This is a genomic window from Amycolatopsis sp. WAC 04182 (assembly GCF_003947465.1).
Classification (GTDB): Bacteria; Actinomycetota; Actinomycetes; order Mycobacteriales; family Pseudonocardiaceae; genus Amycolatopsis.
Map to the genome: position 1 here is coordinate 467,092 of NZ_QHJJ01000008.1, position 15,623 is coordinate 482,714.

16 protein-coding genes are annotated in these 15,623 nt (G+C 67.4%); 10 read left to right on the forward strand and 6 right to left on the reverse strand.

Annotated features, from left to right (window positions below; translation table 11 throughout):
• Positions 1–565: 565 nt before the first annotated feature.
• From DMH01_RS36995 to DMH01_RS37005, 3 genes are all read left to right on the forward strand, one after another.
• Positions 566–1,423, forward strand: coding sequence for a helix-turn-helix transcriptional regulator (locus DMH01_RS36995; RefSeq protein ID WP_125683172.1), 858 nt, complete (start codon positions 566–568; stop codon positions 1,421–1,423).
• 67 nt (positions 1,424–1,490) lie between these two features.
• Complete coding sequence (locus tag DMH01_RS37000) at positions 1,491–3,002, forward strand: CYTH and CHAD domain-containing protein (RefSeq protein ID WP_125683174.1); 1,512 nt, start codon at positions 1,491–1,493, stop codon at positions 3,000–3,002.
• Positions 3,003–3,077: 75 nt separating this feature from the next.
• Positions 3,078–3,431 carry an STAS domain-containing protein gene (locus DMH01_RS37005; RefSeq protein ID WP_125683176.1) on the forward strand — a complete coding sequence of 118 codons (354 nt, stop codon included), beginning with the start codon at positions 3,078–3,080 and terminating at the stop codon, positions 3,429–3,431.
• Here the strand turns inward: DMH01_RS37005 and DMH01_RS37010 are convergent.
• The 4 genes from DMH01_RS37010 to DMH01_RS37025 all read right to left on the reverse strand — a co-directional run bounded on the left by DMH01_RS37010 (position 3,428) and on the right by DMH01_RS37025 (position 9,417).
• Positions 3,428–4,873, reverse strand: a complete 1,446-nt coding sequence (locus DMH01_RS37010) for a DNA polymerase ligase N-terminal domain-containing protein (RefSeq protein ID WP_233621823.1) — start codon at positions 4,871–4,873, stop codon at positions 3,428–3,430. The genes DMH01_RS37005 and DMH01_RS37010 overlap by 4 nt on opposite strands.
• A gap of 126 nt (positions 4,874–4,999) precedes the next feature.
• On the reverse strand, positions 5,000–7,024 hold the full coding sequence (locus DMH01_RS37015; protein ID WP_125683180.1) for an ABC transporter ATP-binding protein: 2,025 nt from the start codon (positions 7,022–7,024) through the stop codon (positions 5,000–5,002).
• Positions 7,024–8,757 (reverse strand): ABC transporter ATP-binding protein, encoded by a 1,734-nt coding sequence (locus DMH01_RS37020; protein ID WP_125683182.1) that lies wholly within the window; start codon positions 8,755–8,757, stop codon positions 7,024–7,026. The genes DMH01_RS37015 and DMH01_RS37020 overlap by 1 nt, the downstream gene beginning before the upstream one ends.
• A gap of 30 nt (positions 8,758–8,787) precedes the next feature.
• A complete protein-coding gene (locus DMH01_RS37025) occupies positions 8,788–9,417 on the reverse strand; it encodes a TetR/AcrR family transcriptional regulator (RefSeq protein ID WP_125683184.1) in 630 nt (209 codons plus the stop codon).
• A 271-nt stretch (positions 9,418–9,688) separates the two neighbouring features.
• Here DMH01_RS37025 and DMH01_RS37030 point away from each other — a divergent pair, with 271 nt between their 5' ends.
• The 7 genes from DMH01_RS37030 to DMH01_RS37060 all read left to right on the forward strand — a co-directional run bounded on the left by DMH01_RS37030 (position 9,689) and on the right by DMH01_RS37060 (position 14,936).
• The gene (locus DMH01_RS37030; RefSeq protein WP_125683186.1) at positions 9,689–10,921 is read left to right on the forward strand and encodes an ATP-binding protein; all 1,233 of its coding nucleotides are present in this window, start codon (positions 9,689–9,691) and stop codon (positions 10,919–10,921) included.
• The gene (locus tag DMH01_RS37035; RefSeq protein ID WP_005159022.1) at positions 10,918–11,352 is read left to right on the forward strand and encodes a roadblock/LC7 domain-containing protein; all 435 of its coding nucleotides are present in this window, start codon (positions 10,918–10,920) and stop codon (positions 11,350–11,352) included. The genes DMH01_RS37030 and DMH01_RS37035 overlap by 4 nt, the downstream gene beginning before the upstream one ends.
• A 19-nt stretch (positions 11,353–11,371) precedes the next feature.
• A complete protein-coding gene (locus tag DMH01_RS37040; protein WP_125683188.1) occupies positions 11,372–11,755 on the forward strand; it encodes a DUF742 domain-containing protein in 384 nt (127 codons plus the stop codon).
• Entirely contained in the window at positions 11,730–12,347 is a 618-nt protein-coding gene (locus DMH01_RS37045; RefSeq protein ID WP_125683190.1) for an ATP/GTP-binding protein, read from the forward strand. The genes DMH01_RS37040 and DMH01_RS37045 overlap by 26 nt, the downstream gene beginning before the upstream one ends.
• 25 nt (positions 12,348–12,372) lie before the next feature.
• Positions 12,373–13,599 (forward strand): styrene monooxygenase/indole monooxygenase family protein, encoded by a 1,227-nt coding sequence (locus DMH01_RS37050; RefSeq protein ID WP_125683192.1) that lies wholly within the window; start codon positions 12,373–12,375, stop codon positions 13,597–13,599.
• A gap of 118 nt (positions 13,600–13,717) precedes the next feature.
• A complete protein-coding gene (locus DMH01_RS37055; RefSeq protein ID WP_125683194.1) occupies positions 13,718–14,572 on the forward strand; it encodes a Ku protein in 855 nt (284 codons plus the stop codon).
• A gap of 151 nt (positions 14,573–14,723) precedes the next feature.
• Entirely contained in the window at positions 14,724–14,936 is a 213-nt protein-coding gene (locus DMH01_RS37060; protein ID WP_125683196.1) for a hypothetical protein, read from the forward strand.
• Between the two features lie 157 nt (positions 14,937–15,093).
• Here DMH01_RS37060 and DMH01_RS37065 read toward each other — a convergent pair whose 3' ends face one another.
• Entirely contained in the window at positions 15,094–15,315 is a 222-nt protein-coding gene (locus tag DMH01_RS37065) for a DUF2795 domain-containing protein (protein WP_125683198.1), read from the reverse strand.
• Positions 15,316–15,463: 148 nt separating this feature from the next.
• A complete protein-coding gene (locus DMH01_RS43125) occupies positions 15,464–15,619 on the reverse strand; it encodes a DUF6131 family protein (protein WP_007034891.1) in 156 nt (51 codons plus the stop codon).
• Between the last annotated feature and the right edge of the window lie 4 nt (positions 15,620–15,623).

The following is a 15,623-nucleotide window of genomic DNA, read 5'->3' on the forward strand; positions in this document are numbered from 1 at the left end:
GTGAAGGCCCCCTTGACTACCCTGAAGGTAGGGAAGGAGGCCTTCACGGACTGGCCGACCACCACCCGTAGCCCCATCAGCCCCACAAGTCACAGCGGCGGCGCGTGAAGGCCCCCTTCCCTCGGCTCAGCCGAGGAAACTCGACCTTCACACCTTCCCCAGTACATGAAGGACCCCTTCCTTGCGCCTAGGTACAGGAAGGGGGCCTTCGTGTACTGAGGCGCGCCGGAAGAGGGCGGGTCAAGGGGGCGTGAGTTTTTTCGTCGTCAGAGCGACCCAAACTCTCACGACCCACCTGACCGCGCCGTCCTGCCTCCCTCCCGCCGCCCGGCCCGCAGGGCGGCGCCCGCAGCGGCGGTCTGCCACGCCGCAAGAAATCCACTTACGGATAACTCGCTCCCATTCCTTTCGTCCGCTATAAAGGTAAGAACGCTTCGCACGCGAAGGCGCTTCGCTTGCGAAGTGGCCCTTCGTGGAAATGCGCGAGCGCAAGTTATCAGCAGTTGAGGTGAATCACCGCGTGGCAATCACCGCGCGGCCGGAGTTCGGCCCTACTTTGGCCCGCATGGTTGAGAAGGATTCGACGGCGCGGACCCGGGAACTGGGCCACCGCATGAAGGCGTTCCGGCAGCGCAGGCACTTCAGCGGAGCCGACGTCAGCCGCCGTAACGGCTGGTTGCAGAGCAAGGTCACGAGGTGGGAACAAGGGCTGCGTGAGCTGTCCGTGGTGGACGCGGCGCTGTATCTCGCGACCTGCGGCGAGGCGGAGCCCGAGCGTGAACTGCTGCTGGAACTGACCCAGCCCGGCGGAGACCTGTACTGGGTCCGCCCGTACTTCGACGAACTCGTCGATCCGATGAAATCCCTTGCTATCCAAGAGAATCTCGCGCACACGCTGGTGCGCTACGAGTCGTTGACCCTGCCTGGGCTGCTCCAGACCGAACAGTACGCCCGCACCGCCTTCGAGCTGATCGGCAACCGTGACCAGGCTCAGTTGGGCCAGGTCGTGAACGCTCGGTTGGAGCGGCAACGGTTGCTGCAGCGCGACCGTCCGCCGCGGTGCCGGTTCTACGTCCACGAGCGCGCGCTGCGTTCGGTCGTCGGCGGCCCCCGGATCATGCACGAGCAACTGCTCCACCTCGTCCTGTCGGCGAACCTTCCGTATTGCTCCATTCGTATCGTCCCGGAAAGCCACGGGGTGGGCACGGTGCTCGAGAATTCGTTCACCATCATGGAATTCACGGAACATCCGGCGGTGGTGTACACCGATTCCTATGCGGCCGGGGTGTTCATCGACGATCGGGTGGCGGTCGAGGCCTATTATTCCCTTGTCGCGAGGCTGGAAAGCGATACCCTCACTGAGGAGAGGTCGCGTCAAATGCTCGCCGAATGGGCGGACCGGTACGACCGGATGGAGGAGTGAGCCGTCCGGGGTTTCCCGCGGTCACTTCCTGGGGTAATCCTTCCTGGTAGCCGAGGAGAAGGAGTTCGTGGTGACGAAGACGCAGGGTGGTGCCCCGGTCGCCGAGACGGAGATCGAGCGGAAGTACGACCTGGCGGCCGACAGGCCCATCCCGCCGCTGGTCCCGGCCGGTCCCGTGACGAACCAGGCCGACCCGAGGGTCGACGTCCTCGACGCCACGTACTTCGACACTTCCGACTTCCGGCTCGCGCAGGCTGGCATCACGCTGCGGCGGAGGCTGGGCGGAAGCGACGAGGGCTGGCACCTCAAACTCCCGATCGGCGAAGACCGCCGCGAGGAACTCCGCCTCCCGCTGGCGGGCAAGCCGGACAAGGTGCCGGGCGCGCTGGCGAAGCTGGTCCGGGCACACACCCTCGGCGCCAAACTCGTCCAAGCCGCCCATCTGCGTACCGAGCGCACCTCGTACGCCTTGCTCGACGCCGAAGGCCGTGAGCTTGCGACGCTGACCGACGACGTCGTCACCGGCGAAGCGGGCGGGGAGAAGGCGCACCTCGACCGCTGGCGGGAGATCGAGATCGAACTCTCGCCCGGCGCCGACCCCGAAGTGCTCGACAGTCTGGATCAGGCGGTCGTGGCAGCGGGCGCCGAGCGGTCGAGGTGGCCGTCGAAGCTCCGGCGCTTGACCGACGAACTCGTGCCTTCGGCCCAAGGAGCGTCGGGTTCGGTGCTGGCGGACTATCTCGCCGCGGAGCTGGACGCGGTGCGACGCAACGACATCGGGGTCCGCCGGGACGTCGAGGACGCGGTACACCGGATGCGGGTCGCGAGCAGGCGGTTGCGCAGCGCGCTGCGGACGTTCCGGCGGTCCCTCGATCCGGACGTCGCGAACGGGCTCGCCGCCGAGCTTCGCTGGCTCGGGGGTGAGCTGGGGCCGGCGAGGGACACCGAGGTGATGTCCGCGCGCCTGCACGACGAGGTCAAGGCGCTTCCGGTCGAGCTGGTGCTCGGCAACGTCGAGCAGCTGATGACGCGGCACTTCGCGCGTGAGGCCGAAGAGGCCAAGGCGCGGGCGATCCGGGCGCTCGACAGCAAGCGGTACACGGATCTGTTGCGGGCGCTGGAAAAGCTCGTCCGCAAACCGCGGAAGATCAAGGACGACAAGAAGGAACTCCGCAAGGCGGTCGCTCGCTCGAGCCGGAAGCTGGGCAAGGCCGTCGCCGCGGCGCGTGAGCTGGAGCCCGGCGCGGAGCAGGACGCCGCGCTGCACGAAGTGCGCAAGAAGGCCAAGCGAGCCCGGTACGCGGCGGACACGGTCCGGCCGGTGACCGGCAAGAAGCTTCGAAAATGGCGAAAGAACGTCAAGGCGGTGCAGTCCACGCTCGGCACGCATCACGACATTGTGGTCACCAGGGAGGTCTTGCGGCTCCTGGGCCTGCGCGCCTACGCCGAGAACGAAAACGCTTTCACCTATGGGGTCCTGCACGGACGCTCTATCGCCGCAGCCGAGTCCGCGCACCGGCGCTTCGCCGGGCAATGGCAAGACATGGGTAAAGGCTCTCGCCCGAAATGGCTCAAATGAGGTAGCCCGGGTTGACCTCTCGCCCTCGCTGAGTACCGTCGAGGGGACTTGGTGGTCTGGAGAGAGGCGCCCCCAATGTTGCCTGGCCAGCGCGTACCCGGCGAAGCGCCGCCCCTGGCCGTGACCACCAGCCGCCGCGAGGACGGCGTCCTCATCCTCACCGCGGTGGGGGAGATCGACGCGGCCACGGTCGGACGGTTCCGCACCGAGCTCACCGGTGCGTGTGTCAGGGGACGGCACGTGATCCTCGACCTCTCCGGCGTCCGCTTCCTCAGCTGTGCCGGTTTGCAGGCGCTCGAGGAGGCGAACGCGACGTCGCCGCGGTTCTCGGTGATCGTGAAGACCCCTTTGGTGTCACGGATCCTCGACGTCAGCGGGGTCGGAGCCGATCTCGACGTCCGCTGGGACGTCGAGGACGTGCACATCTAGGCAGGGCCGTCGAGCTCGACATCGTCGGCGGTGACGTCCGGAAGCAGACCGCGCCAGCGCGGGTTGCGCAGGCAGCCCGCGTCGGTCCAGCCGCCGAAGACGACCTCGCCGACGATGATCGGCCGCGACCAGCGTGCGTCGCGCGCCTGTTTGTCCGGGACGGAGTGGAACGGGGATGTCTTGCGCTCCAAGCGGAACAGCCGCCGGGAAAGCTCGGCGAGTTCGTCGCCCGCGAAGCCGACGCCGACGTTTCCGATGTACCGCAGGCCGTCCTCGTGCGGGACGCCGAGCAGCAGCGAGCTGAACGTGTCCGCCCGGCTGCCGCCGCCCGGCCGCCAGCCGCCCAGAACCACTTGCTGCACCAGGGTTCCGGTGATGGAAAGCCAGTCACCGGTGCGTCTTCCCGGGTGGTACGCGGAGCTTGCCCGTTTGGCGACGATACCGGCGAGGCCGTGTTCGCGAGCCGCCCGCGCGACCGCGCCCCCGTCCCCGGGGTAGTACCGCGAGACTTGCCAATGCGGTCCGCCCAGCCCGAGTTCGTCGAGGAGTTCTCGTCGGTCGACGTAGGACGTGCCGAGGCAGGAGCGGCCGTCGAGATGCAGGAGGTCGTTCACCAGGTAGAACGCCGGATACCGGGAGGTGAGCCGTTTGGCGGAGTTCTTCGTCGCCCGCGCGCGGTGCCCGAGCCCTTCCGGACTCGGCTTCCCGCCGTCGAAGACGACGATCTCCCCGTCCAGAAAGACCTCTGTGGCACCGAGTTGTTCCCCGAGGCCGCGGAATTCGGGATACAGCCCGGTGACGTCGTCCCCCGAATCGTCGTAGGCGGTGATCCGTCCCCCGGACACCCGGATCAGCGTACGGCGCCCGGACCAGTCGAATTCGTAGGCCCATTCCGCGTCTTCACTCGTCGAAGGAAGGCGCCCCGGTTTGGACAGCATCGGGGCGAGGAAAGAGGGGAGTTCCGCGCGGCCGGGATCGGCCGGGTCGAGTCTTTTGAGCAGCCAGCCGTTGTCCCTGCCGTCCTTCTTCACGTTGAGGAACAGGTATTTCCCGCGTGCCCGCTCGCCGTGGAAGACCACTTCGACCTTGTGGTCGTTGAAGTGCAGCGTTTCGTATCGGCCGGTGTCCCAGATCGTCATGGTGCCGCCGCCGTATTCGCCCGCGGGTATCTCGCCTTCGAAGGTGAGGTATTCCATCGGGTGGTCTTCGGTGTGCACGGCGAGACGGTCGAGATCCGGCGACATCGGCAGGCCTTTCGGCACCGCCCAGGAGACGAGCACTCCGTCCCGTTCGAGGCGGATGTCCCAGTGCAGGCTGCTCGCGTGGTGTTCCTGGATGACGAACAGATCGTCGGCACCGGTTTTCCCGTCGCGATCCGGAAGGGGCTCGGGAGTCCGCCCTGGTCTGCGTTTACGGCGGTATTCGCCGAGTTTCTCCGCCATGGTCGGCCGGCGCACCCCTCTCCGGGTCGGGTCACGCAAGCCTAGCGCCGTTCACGCTCCTTCCGTACGCCGAAGGCCTCTTTTCCCACGGTAACAGCAGGAAAAGAGGCCTTCGCGCGATGCGGTTCAGTCGGTTTCGGCCAGCGCCTCCGCGAACTGGGCGGCATAGAGCCGGGAGTACGCACCACCGGTGAGCAGCAGCGTTTCGTGGTCGCCCTGTTCGACGATCGAGCCGTTCTCCATCACCAGGATGACGTCCGCGTCGCGGATGGTGGAAAGCCGGTGTGCGATGACGAAACTCGTCCGCCCTTCGCGCAGCGAATTCATCGCCCGCTGGATCAGCACCTCGGTCCGCGTGTCGACGGAACTGGTGGCCTCGTCGAGGATGAGGATCGCGGGCTTCGCCAGGAACGCCCGCGCGACGGTGATCAGCTGTTTCTCACCGGCGCTGACCGTGCCGCCCTCGTCGTCGATCACCGTGTCGTACCCGTCCGGGAGGGTGCGGACGAACCGGTCGACGTGGGTCGCCTTGGCCGCCGCCACGACCTCGTCGTGTGTGGCGCCCTCGGAACCGTAGGCGATGTTCTCCGCGATGGTGCCGCCGAACAGCCAGGCGTCCTGCAGGACCATGCCGGTCTTGGCCCGCAGGTCCTCGCGGTCCATCCCGGCGATGTCGACCCCGTCGAGGGTGATCCTGCCGCCGTCGAGTTCGTAGAACCGCATGAGCAGGTTGACCAGCGTGGTCTTCCCGGCGCCGGTCGGGCCGACGATGGCGACGGTGTGCCCCGGTTCGACGGTGAGCGACAGGTCCTCGATGAGCGGGGTGTCCTCGGCGTACCGGAACGACACGTGCTCGAACTCGACCTGCCCCCGCACGTTCTCGACCCGCGCGGGTTCGGCGGGCTCGGCTTCCTGTTCGTCCGCGTCGAGCAGTGCGAAGACCCGCTCCGCGGACGCGATCCCGGACTGCAGCAGGTTCGCCATGCTGGCGATCTGGGTGACCGGCTGGCTGAACTGCCGTGAATACTGGATGAACGCCTGGACGTCGCCGAGCGACAGGGTTCCGGACGCCACCCGCAGCGCGCCGATCACGGCGACCAGCACGTAGCTCAGGTTGCCGATGAACATCATCGCGGGCTGGATGGTGCCCGAGATGAACTGCGCCTTGAAGCTCGCGCCGTAGAGCGTGTCGTTGTGCTCGCGGAAGACCTCTTCGGCCTCCTCGCGGCGGCCGAACACCTTGACCAGCGAGTGCCCGGTGTACATCTCCTCGATATGCGCGTTGAGCCGCCCGGTGGTGGACCACTGCTTGATGAACTGCGGCTGCGCCTTCTTGCCGATCTTGGCCGCGACGATCACCGACGCCGGCACCGAGAGGAGCGCGACGAGCGCCAGCAGGGGCGAGATGACGAACATCATCACGAGCACACCGACGACCATCAGCAGCGACGACACGATCTGCGCGAGGGTCTGCTGCAGGGACAGCGCGAGATTGTCGATGTCGTTGGTCGCCCGGCTCAGCACCTCGCCGCGCGGCTGGCGGTCGAAGTAGCTCAAGGGGAGCTTGGCGAACTTCTCTTCGATCCGCTCCCGCAGGTCGAACACGGCCCGCTGGACCAGGTTCGTGGTCAGCCTGGCCTGCAGCAGCGAGAAGAACGACGCCACGATGTAGAGCAGCAGCACCCACAACAGGACCTGGCCGACGGCGTCGAGGTCGATGCGCTGGCCGGGGACGAAATCGATACCCGAGTACAGGTCGGCGACGGTGTTGTCGCCCGCGGCCCGCAGCCCGGCGATGACCTGTTCCTTGCTCACGCCCGCGGGCATGTCCTTCGCGACGACGCCCGCGAAGATGAGGTCCGTGGCCATTCCGAGGATCTTCGGGCCGATGACGCTCAGCGTGACACTGGCGATGCCGAAGATCAGGATGCCGTACAGCATGGCGCGCTGCGGTTGCAGCAGGCGCAGCAGCCGTTTCAGGGATCCCTTGAAGTCCAAGGCCTTCTCGGCGGGCTGTCCGCCCATGAAGCCGGCGGGGCCGCGGCCGAGGCCGCCTCCGCCGGGGCCGGGTCCCCGTGCCGCGCTCGCGCGCTCGCCCACCGGTTCGGCGGGAGTGTCCGAAGAAGACTGTGTGGATTCGGGCGCGCTCATCAGGCGGCCTCCTGCTCGGTCAGCTGGGACAGCACGATCTCCCGATAGGTCTCGTTCGTGTCCATGAGTTCGGTATGGGTTCCGCTGCCGACGACGCGGCCTTCGTCGAGTACGACGATGCGGTCGGCGGTGCGGATCGTGCTGACCCGCTGCGCGACGATGACCACGGTCGCCTCGGCGGTCTCGGCCGCGAGCGCCCGCCGCAGCGCGGCGTCGGTCGCGTAGTCGAGCGCGGAGAAGGAGTCGTCGAAGAGGTAGATCTCGGGACGCCGCACCAGCATCCGCGCGATCGCGAGCCGCTGCCGCTGCCCGCCCGAGACGTTGGTCCCGCCCTGGGCGATGGGGGAGTTGAGCCCCTCGGGCATCCGCTCGACGAAGTCCTTGCCCTGTGCCACTTCCAGCGCGTGCCAGAGCTCTTCGTCGGTGGCGTCGGACTTGCCGTAGCGAAGATTGCTCGCGACCGTCCCGGCGAACAGGTACGGCTTCTGCGGCACCAGCCCGACGGCGTCGGACAGCACGGTCTGATCCAGTTCCCGGACGTCGACGCCGTCGACCCGGACGGAGCCGCCGGTGGCGTCCATCAGCCGGGGGATCAGGTTGAGCAGCGTGGTCTTGCCACTGCCCGTGCTGCCGATGATCGCGGTGGTCTCACCGGGCGGGGCCAGCAGCGAGATCTCCTGCAGCACCGGCTTCTCCGCGCCGGGGAACCGGAATTCCACATCGGACAGTTCGAGCCGCCCGTGCACCTCGCCGGGGCTGATCGGGTTCTCCGGGAGGACGACGCTGGTGTGCGTGTCGAGCACCTCGGTGATGCGCTCGGCGCTGACCTCGGCGCGCGGCACCATCATGAACATGAAGGTGGCCATCATGACCGCCATCAGGATCTGCATCAGGTACGAGAGGAACGCGGTGAGCGCGCCGATCTGCATGCTGCCGTCGTCGATCCGCAGCCCGCCGAACCACAGCACGGCGACGCTGGAGGCGTTCATCACGAGCATGACGATGGGGAACATCAGGGCCATCAGCCTGCCGACGACGAGCGAGACGTCCAGCAGTTCGGTGTTGGCCTTGGTGAACCGCCGCCGTTCGTGCGTGTCCTTGACGAACGCCCGGATCACTCGGATGCCCATGATCTGCTCGCGCAGGATCTGGTTGATCTTGTCGATGCGCTCCTGCATCAGCCGGAACGCCGGGCGCATCTTCACGATGATGACCCCGACCGAGACACCCAGGATCGGCACCGCGAGCACGAGCAGCCACGAGAGGGTGACGTCCTGGTTCAGCGCCATGATGATGCCGCCGAAGCACATGATCGGCGCGGACACCATCAGGGTGAAGGCCATCAACGTCAGCATCTGCACCTGCTGGACGTCGTTGGTGGTGCGGGTGATCAGCGACGGCGTCCCGAAGTGGCCGACTTCGCGGGCCGAGAAGTCCTGGACCCGGTGGAAGATCGCGCCGCGGACGTCCCGGCCGACCGCCATCGCGGTCCGGGCGCCGTAGTAGACGGCGCCGATCGAACAGGCGATCTGCACCAGCGACACCAGCAGCATGACGCCGCCGACACCGAGGATGTAGTCGATGTCGCCCTTGACCACACCGCCGTCGATGATGTCGGCGTTCAGCGTGGGGAGGTAGAGCCCGGCGAGGGTCTGGACGAACTGCAGCAGCACGATCAGCCACAGGTCTCGCCGGTACGGGCGCAGGTGAATGCGCAACAGCTTGGTCAGCACAACGGTTTCTCCCCAGTGGTGGGTAGGGTGTTACTTCTGGTCCGGGCCGGTGAGCGAGGGGATGCCGGCCGCGGCCTCGTGCAGGAGGACGTCGAGCGTCTCCAGGAACGGCCTGGAGCCCTCGTCGATCAGCCAGCTGAAGAACGCGGTCTTCACCGCGGACTCCACGATCGCCGCCATGAGCCGCGCGTTCAACGCGTTTTCCGGGCCCGCGCCCGCACGTTCCAGGATGGCGTCCGCCAGCACCTGTTCGACCTTGGCGTGCGCTTTGAGGAACTCGCCCTGCACGGACGGGTGCAAGAGCAGTGACCGCGCCAGCTCGACCGAGCCGCGATTCGGTTCTCCCAGGCTGCCGTAGGCTTCCACTGTCGCGGTACCGACAGCTTCCCACAGCGTCTCTTCCACGGGCCGCTCGCGCAGCGCCTCCCGCAGGAGTTCCTGCCGTTCGACGATGAACGAGCAGATCGCCTCCTCCTTGCTGGAGAAGTAGTTGTTGAACGTGCGGGGCGAGACCCCGACGGCGGTGGCGATGTCCTCGACGCGGACCTGTTCGACGCCCTTCTCCATGGCGAGCTTGAGCGCCGCCTCGCTCATGGCGCGACGGGCCGCGCGCTTCTTGCGTTCGCGCAGCCCCAAGGGCGCGGCCGGGTCCGGGCTCATGCCGCCAGCCTAGAGAAAAGTTGCGTACCCCGCAAATTAATGCGTGCTCCGCATTTTTTGCGCATCCCCCGTGGCGCGGAACACTCAGATGCAGCCGAATGGCCTAGCACGCCGCGCTCACCAGCCGTAACGCGTTCGTGACCACGTCACTGCCAGCGGTTGAACGGAAACCGACTGTGGACACGGATAGTGACTTCTGCTTGCATGTCGGTCGTTGTGCTGGGGAGTGCGACACGGGTCCGGGTATGCGAAGAGAAAGAAGTGGAAGCACATGGTGACGCGGGCTCGAGGCTTGCTTGACCGCTCACGGGTTCTTCTGGACCGTTCCAGGGTCGCCGCGGCGCAGTTCCTCGCCGCACCGCCCAGGCACGCTCCGTCGGCTCCGCCGGTCGAACCGGCGGTGGAACAACGGCCCGCCGTCGAGGCGCCGGACGCCGGCGCGCTCGCCGGGGTCTGTTCGAACGTCGCGCTGCGCGACCTCAACCTGCTCGACCAGTTGCTCGCGCAGCTGGAGACGATGGAGGCGGGGGAGGAGAACTCCGACCGTCTCGCCGAGCTCTACCGGCTCGACCACCTCGCGACCCGGTTGCGGCGCAACGCCGAGAACCTGCGCGTGCTCGCCGGCCGCGACGCCGACGACACGGCCGCGGGGATCTCGTCCGTGCTCGACGTGATGCGGGCCGCGATGTCGTCGATCGACCACTACTCGCGGATCACGATCGGCCGCGTCGTTTCGCTCGGTGTCGTCGGCTTCGCCGCCGAAGACGTCAGCCGCATCCTCGCGGAACTGTTCGACAACGCGGCGAACCAGTCTTCGCCGAGTTCGCCGGTCAGCGTCAGCGCGCATCTCACCGAACAGGGAAGCGTGCTGATCCGCATCGAGGACGAGGGCATCGGCATGCCGCCCGAACGCCTCGCGGCGCTGAACGAGCGGCTGGCGGCCGGCCCGGTGCTCGACGACGATTCCGTGCGGCATATGGGACTCGCGGTCGTCGGCAGGCTCGCCGACCGGCACGAGATCACCGTCAAGCTCGACCGCCGTACCCCGCACGGCACGGTCGCGACCGTGCTGCTGCCGGTCCCGGTCGTGTCGGAACTGGCCGAGAAGCAGTGGTCCGGTTCGCAGACCGTCGTGCTGCCGCAGGCCAGGATCACCAACGGAGCGCCCGTGGGGACCCCGATCGCGACACCGTCCGGGCTGCCGCGACGCCGCCCGGCCCCTTCGGCGGCACCCGAACCGGAACCGGAGCGGAAGCCCAGCCCGCGTCCGCGCACGGCCTTCGAGCCGCCCGCCGACGGCGGCACCACGGCCAGCGGCCTTCCGCGCCGGGTTTCCCGCAGTATCAGGACTTTGCCCGACGAACCGGCCCCGCCGACCACCCCGTCCGCCGACGCGGCGGACGGGCACGAGGCGCTGCTGGCCGACCTCGATGCCTTCACCGACGGCGAGCGTGCCGCCCTCGACGACCGGCACGAGCGTGAGACCGGAGGAAACACCCAGTGACCGCCCAGGACGCGACCACGGATTTCACGTGGTTGCTCGACGACTTCGTGCGCAAGGTGCACGGTGCCAGCCACGCGCTGATCATGTCCGTCGACGGATTCCCTTTGACCGCGTCGGAATCGGTGTCGAGCGACGACGCCGAGCAGCTCGCGGCCATCGCGAGCGGCCTGCTCAGCCTCGCGGGCAACAGTGCCGCGCTGTTCGGCAAGGGCAACTGCGAGCAGATCATCATCCGGCTCACCCGCGGGTACTTCCTGTTCATGGGGATCGGCGCCGAGGCCGGGCTCGCGGTGCTCACCGAGCCGGACTGCGACATGAAGGTCGTCGCCTACGAGATGACCCAGTTCATCACCAACGCCGGTCACGCCCTCACCCCCGAGGTGCGAGCGGGACTCCGGCAGGTCCTGACCGCCCGACGGCCGCAGGCCTGAGAATCCGGAGAAGGAAGGGATGACCGTGTCCAGCGACCAATCTCCGGACCGGCCCGTCAAGATGCGCAGCCGCAGAATCCGGCCGTACGCGCTGACCGGCGGCCGGACCAAGAGCAGCCAGCTGCTGCTGGTGGAGACCCTGATCTCGGTCCCGCGTTACGACCCGTCGCTCGCCGAGGCGCTGATGCCCGAATCGCGCTCGCTGTACGAGCGCGCCCGGGATCGCTCGTCGATCGCCGAGCTTTCGGTGGGACTGGATCTGCCACTGGGCGTGGTCCGGGTGCTCGTCGGCGACCTCGCCACCCAGGGCGCCGTCTTCGTGCACCCGACGGCCCACGCCTACAACCACGATACGAACGTGCTCGAGAGGATCCTCGATGGACTCAAGCGCCTCCCGGTCTGACCCCAGTCTGCTGGCGATTTCCGCCAAGATCGTGGTCGCCGGTGGATTCGGCGTGGGCAAGACGACCTTCGTCGGCTCCGTCTCCGAGGTCCCGCCACTGAGCAACGAGGCCTGGATGACCGAGGCCGGTGCCGGCGTCGACGAGCTGGTACCGCCCGGAACCAAATCCACCACCACGGTCGCGATGGACTTCGGCCGGATCACCCTGCGTGAAGACCTGCTCCTGTACCTGTTCGGCACCCCCGGCCAGGCCCGGTTCTGGTTCCTCTGGGACGACCTCTCGCGCGGCGCGCTCGGCGCCGTCGTGCTGGTCGACACCAGCCGGATCGACCAGTCGTTCGCCGCGATCAACTACTTCGAGAACGACTCCGAGCTGCCGTTCATCGTCGCGGTCAACCAGTTCGAGGGGATGCCGGTGCACGACCTCGAAGAGGTGCGCGACGCGCTGGCGCTGTCCCCGGACATCCCGCTGGTCACCTGCGACGCCCGCGACCCGAAGTCGGCGGTCGCGACGCTGCAGGAACTGGTGTCGCACACGCTGTCTCTCGCGGTGGTCTCCGGGCCTGGCCGCGAGTTCGCTTCACTCAGCTGAACGGGTTCTGGGAGGAACACAGAGGATGCGCAAGGTTCTGATCGTCGGTGCCGGGCAGTCGGGGTTGCAGCTGGCGTTGAGCCTGCTCGCCCACGACTACGACGTCACGGTGATGTCGGCGCGGACGCCGGACGAGATCCGGTCCGGCAAGGTGATGTCGACCCAGTGCATGTTCCACTCCGCTCTGCAGCACGAGCGGGACCACAAGCTGAACCTGTGGGAGGAAGAGACCGTCAAGGTCGAGGGGCTCGGCGTCTCGATCGCGGGCCCGGACTCCAGCCGTGTCCTGGACTGGTTCGGGCCGTTGGAGCACTACGCGCAGTCGGTGGACCAGCGGGTGAAGATGGCCGCCTGGCTCGAACTGGTGGAGGACCGCGGCGGCAAGGTCGTCATCCACGGTGTCACCACGTCGGATCTGGCGCCGCTGGCGAAGCTGTACGACCTGGTCGTCATCGCGGCGGGCAAGGGTGAGCTGGTCCAGCTGTTCGACCGGATCCCGGAGCGTTCGCCGTACACCGAACCCCAGCGCGCGCTTTCGCTGGCGTACGTGCACGGACTCGAGCGCCGGCCCGAGCACCCGGACAAGGCGGCGGTGCGGTTCAACATCATCCCCGGCGTGGGTGAGCTGTTCATGATCCCCGCCTACACGCTGAGCGGGAACTGCGACATCCTGTTCTTCGAGGGTGTCCCCGGTGGCCCGCTCGACTGCTGGGACGACCGGCCGTCGCCGCAGCAGCATCTCGACCGGATCCTGTCGCTGATGAAGCAGTTCCTCCCGTGGGAGTACGAGCGGTCACGGAACGCCGTGCTGACCGACGGCAAGGCGACACTGGCGGGTGGGTACACGCCCGTCGTGCGGAACGCGGTCGGCAAGCTGGACTCGGGGACCGCGGTGCTCGGCATGGCCGACGTCGTGGTGGCCAACGACCCGATCACCGGCCAGGGTTCCAACAACGCGAGCCACTGCGCGGCGTCCTATCTGGACTCGATCCTCGAACGTGGCGACAAGCCGTTCGACGAGGAGTGGATGTCCGCGTCGTTCGAGAAGTACTGGGAGTACGCCCAGCACGTGACGACCTGGACCAACGCGATGCTGCAGCCGCCGCCCCCGCACGTGCTCCAGATCATCGGCGCGGCGGGGGAGAAGCCCGCCGTGGCGAAGCGGTTCGCGAACGGGTTCTCCGATCCGACCGACTTCCAGCACTGGTTCCTGGACCCCGCGAAAGCGGAGAAGTACCTGGCCGAGGTCTGATTCCGGTACCACGACAGTCCCGCGATCGGGTTCGCGGGACTGTCGCGGTGCGCCGTTTCGGGCTACCGTTGTCACCGTGTGTGAGTACGGTCGGTGACGGCAGCGGAGGTGCGGCTCGATGCGTTCGATGTGGAAGGGCTCGGTGTCCTTCGGGCTGGTGAGCATCCCGATCCAGCTGTACGCGGCCACCGAGAACAAGAACGTCTCGCTGCGCCAGGTGCACGAGGCCGACGGCGGCCGGATCCAGTACAAGCGGTTCTGCACGATCGACGGCGAGGAAGTGCCCTACGCCGAGATTGCCAAGGGGTACGAACTGCCCGACGGTGAGATGGTCGTGCTCACCGACGAGGACATGTCGGAGCTGCCGCTGGCGTCGTCGCGGGCGATCGACGTGCTCGAGTTCGTGCCGCTGGAGTCCATCGACCCGATCCAGTTCGACAAGACCTACTACCTCGAACCGCAGAAGAACGCCGTCAAACCGTACGTGGTCCTGCGTGACGCGCTGCAGAAGGCGAGCCACGTGGCGGTCGCGAAGGTCGCCATCCGGCAGCGTGAGACGCTCGCGATCCTGCGGGTCCACAGCGACGTCCTGACGATGACGACGATGTTGTGGCCCGACGAGGTCCGCGTCCCGGATTTCGGGTTCCTGCACGACGATCCGCCGCAGGTGCGGCCGCAGGAGCTGACGATGGCGGGTTCGCTGATCGACTCGCTCTCGGAGCCGGTGTTCGAGCAGGAGAAGTACAGCGATTCCTACCGTGAGGCCCTGGAAGCCATGATCGAGGCCAAGGCCGCGGGCAACCAGACGACGAAACCGAAGGTCGTCGGCGCGAAGGCCGACGTCGTCGACCTCATGGAGGCTTTGCAGGCCAGCGTGAGCGAGGCGAAGAAGAGCCGCAAGCCGGCAGCGGCCAAGAAGGCCACGGCGGCAAAGAAACCCGCGTCGGGCAAGCGGACCCCGAAGAGCGCCTGACTCTCCTTTGTGGACGGTTGTGCCCGGTGTCACCGCACCGGGTGTCACGACACGCCGCGCGTATGCCAGGATTTGTCGTCCCTCGGTGGTAGTAAGGCAATCGAGGAGAACTTTTCCGAAGCGATCTTCGATCCTGATCGCGGGAGGCGGCATGAACATGGAGTGCGCGTTCTGCGCCGGCGAACTCGATCACTGCCACGGGACCCTGGTGGTCCACGTCGACGGTGGTTTCAGTGAATGCAGCGAAGACGGCTGCGTCGACCTCGACCTGTCCCGGCACACGCTGACGATCGACTGTTTCGACGTCGACGGTGGCTGCTCATGCGCGGAGATGGCTGCCGAGCTGCTGCTCCGGGCTTCTTGACCGGCGGCCAATACACCAGACCGGCCCGATTCGGGCGATCGTGCCCGATTGCCACTCGAAGGTGTATGCGTTCGTGTACATCGCGGCCGGGAATGTGTTAACTATGACGGGGTCCTCCGGCTCTCCCTCCCCCTCGGAGCCGGGGGACCCCTTCATGTCACGGTGCTTCCTTCGCGGTGTCGTGGATCGGCGCCCCGTTGTAGGAGCGTATGGCCTCCCAGACGCCGTCCCCGTCCGCGTAGTCACGGGCGGGCAGCGTGCCCAAGGGGCCTAGGACGTCGTCGCCCGCTCCGGCCGCCGCGGCGGCCCGCAGGAGTTCGTCGCGTCCACACGGGTACTTCGCCTCCGTCAAGTACGGGCGAGGGTCCGTCCCTGCCATCGGCTCTCCCTCCTTCTCCTCGTCCGCGGCGGATACCCGGCTAGCGGAGAACGAAAACAGCCCGGGCACCCGGCGTGAGGGGAACGCCGGGTGCCCGGGCTGTTTCGGCGCCGGTACCTGGGGGCTGGGTACCGGTTCGGTCCGGTGCTCAGTACCAGTGGGCGCGACCGCCGATGGCCTTCCCGGTGTTCCCGAGAACGGCCAGGATGATGCCGATGACCGCCAGCGCGATCCCGATCGAGTAGAGCACGGGGATGCTGGCGATGACACCGACGACAATCAGGATGACGCCGAGAATGATCACGGGA